At 36.0% G+C, this 2,769-nt stretch carries 3 protein-coding genes and 1 pseudogene; 1 reads left to right on the top strand and 3 read right to left on the bottom strand.

Going from position 1 to position 2,769, the window contains the following annotated elements; all coding sequences use genetic code 11:
* Positions 1–465 (top strand): PEP-utilizing enzyme (locus tag AC3DU7_RS30410; RefSeq protein WP_488042967.1); only part of this gene is annotated, 465 nt, incomplete at its 5' end.
* Between the two features lie 177 nt (positions 466–642).
* Here AC3DU7_RS30410 and AC3DU7_RS30405 read toward each other — a convergent pair.
* The 3 genes and pseudogenes from AC3DU7_RS30405 to AC3DU7_RS30395 form a co-directional block, all read right to left on the bottom strand.
* The gene (locus AC3DU7_RS30405) at positions 643–783 is read right to left on the bottom strand and encodes a hypothetical protein (RefSeq protein WP_488042966.1); all 141 of its coding nucleotides are present in this window, start codon (positions 781–783) and stop codon (positions 643–645) included.
* 454 nt (positions 784–1,237) lie between these two features.
* A complete protein-coding gene (locus tag AC3DU7_RS30400) occupies positions 1,238–1,849 on the bottom strand; it encodes a DUF3318 domain-containing protein (RefSeq protein WP_488042965.1) in 612 nt (203 codons plus the stop codon).
* A gap of 342 nt (positions 1,850–2,191) precedes the next feature.
* Positions 2,192–2,769: pseudogene (locus AC3DU7_RS30395) on the bottom strand (hypothetical protein); the annotation flags it as partial.

Here is a 2,769-nt window from a genome sequence, read left to right as displayed (position 1 = left end):
ATGTTTAGCGATCGCCTGCTTGGAGCACTTATCCGTGAAAGAAAGGAACAGTTGGAAAAAGACCGCGATCGCCAAGTTCCCCAGGTAGTTTATGGGAATGTATTACCGCAAGAAAGTCGGGAAACTATCTCTACTGAGGAAAATGTTTCTATTTTACAAGGGATACCAGGAAGTGTTGGTTGTGTGGAAGGTTATGTCAAGGTTTGTCGGAGTTTAGAGGTAAATCTGGCTGAGTCGGAAAATCTAATTATTGTTGTGCCTTATACCGATGCTGGTTGGGCACCTTTGTTGTTGAAGGCAAAAGGTATTATTGCAGAAGTAGGGGGGCAGTTATCCCACGGAGCTATTATTGCGCGGGAATATGGCATTCCGGCAGTAATGAATGTTTCTAGAGCGATGACTCGTTTACAGGATGGGCAAAAAGTTAGGGTAGATGGGTATCGGGGAACAGTGGAGTTGTTGTAACTACTGGCAAGTTATAAAGTCAAAAGTCAAAAGTAATATTAGGTTGCATTAATTAACCACCATACAAAAAGATGGTATTGATAATGAAGAGAACAAAAAAAATGGATAAATATGTTAAATAATTAACAGTAACTATCTCTAATATTTAAAGTATGTACAAAATGACTATCTGGAGGTTTAGGCGATCGCTCCTTGAAAGATAGTTAAAGTAAGTGCTTGAGAATTTTTGGAGATGTCTAATGTACCGTCTGACTCTGGCAGTTGGGTATGGTCGGGAAAAGGCCGTAGTAGTTCAGTTTTAATGTTTATTTCCGTCATCACTAATATCATGTTCGGTTAAATACTTATACTTTGGAGAAAGGAAGGCAGAGGGCAAAAGGCAGAGGGCAGAAGGCAGAAGGCAGAAGGGACAGAAAGGTCCAAAGAGATAAGGTTTTTTATAACTGATTATCCGAACATGATATAACCCATCCATATTTGATATCATGTCCGTTGGTATAGTTTGTGTAAAAGTTAGCGTGGATATCTACAGGAAATTTAAGTTTTTTTCTTGCCTGTTCCCAGCTCCGGTGTTCCCTGTTCCCTATTTACTATACAAGACCGATGCTACCGGACATGATATGATATGTTGTCTTAATTTTAGCAAAAATTTAGCTGTTTTTTTCATACGGTATCGCTATGTAGAGTAGCACCCTGCAACACTCACAAGTACCAAAGTATTTTCCGACTCCCTATTCCCCAGGGAGCAAGATGCTCCCACTACAATTTAATATTATTCTTTCCTCACTTTTTCTGGAACTGCTACTGGAGATAAACCAGCGATCGCCTTTAAATTTTGACACCTAACTAACTCAGTAAAGTTCAGATTATTACGCCCTTCAATTTTTGCTACATTTTCTATTCCTTGTAACAAATAATTTGCTGCTTCAGTTTCTTGATAACCTCGTCTGGTTGCAACTCTAATTGCCATTTCATCTGCTGCTAATTCTGTTTGTGTACTATGATTATTTTGCCAAATTTTGATTAAACCAATTGCACTTAAACTACTAGCAACTAATATTCCTACTACATCTGCTTCGCTTAATTCGGAAATTAATCCTATTAAACCCACTGCAAAAACACCTTGATTCAAATTAGGCTTAAACCATTGAATTTCACATAACCAACTGACGGTTTGTAACATGATTAAATCTCGTTGTGCTTTGGGTAAGTTCATCCATAAGTCAAAATTTAGGTAGATTACCCGGTCATTTTTCCAAGGTAAAGGAAAGGTTGTTTCAATAATGGTAGGTTGTTGATTTTTACCAACTATTTTTGTCATCATTCGCCCAGAAGCAGGCATGATATCTAATAAACGGGTAGTTTCGGAAAGTTCTGGATTCATATTTTTTAAATTAAGGAAGAGGGAAGAAGGAAGAAGGAAGAAGGAAGAAGGAAAAATATTACATTGTCTGAGTTTTAAGCTGTTCATCTCTCCTAACCTTTCCTTTAATTGCTATAAGCATTATTTTTTTGATTGAAATTAAACTGCTTTGTAAGCATTTCCTGCGGAATACTGGGCAAACAGTTATTAGCAGTCAGCAACAAAACTCTGTTCTTAAGAACAATGTTTAAATTAACAACTGAATTTAAGGGCAAGGGAGCAAACTTTTGTAGTAAGACAATTAATAAAGCTTTTCCTAAACTAAAAGCAATAGCTGATAGCTGATAGCTGAAGGCTGAATGCTTACACTGCTTTTAAACTATTGGATAAAATTTGCAAAACTTGGGTGATTTTTTCTGCTTTTCCTTCTGTGGCACTAATTAACAATAAAAATACATTTCTATCAATCTGACGGGCTAAAATTATTCCACTCATCGGTTGTGTATTATTATTTATTGTTAAACTACCACTCCAAGGTAAAGTAATTTCTCCTGGTTTAATTTCTTGAAATTCTTGTGGTTGAAAACCTTCTCCTCTAGCAAATTCACTTATGGCAATTATCGCTAAAGTTTTATTATCTAATTGTTGTAAATCAACTTGAGGTTTGACTACTACAGTATAAGCTAAATTTCCTGCTGGCGATTCAAATACTGGTACGCCAGCAATGATTTTTTGTTGATAACCTTCTATAATTCCAATCTCAAATTGACTATCTTTATATGAGCGAGAACTCTGAGAGATTAATGAATTAGTAATATCTTCAGCTTGGGCAGGTTTAAGTAAAGATATTTGATGCCAACTTCCAACAATATAGTTGAAAATAAATAAGGTTAGAGCTGTTAATAATCCGATACTAATTAAGCGCCATTTTTTCATATATA

This window comes from Okeania sp., from assembly GCF_983059655.1.
The sequence above is the reverse complement of the archived record's forward strand: the minus strand, read 5'-3'. Positions and strand labels throughout refer to the sequence as shown.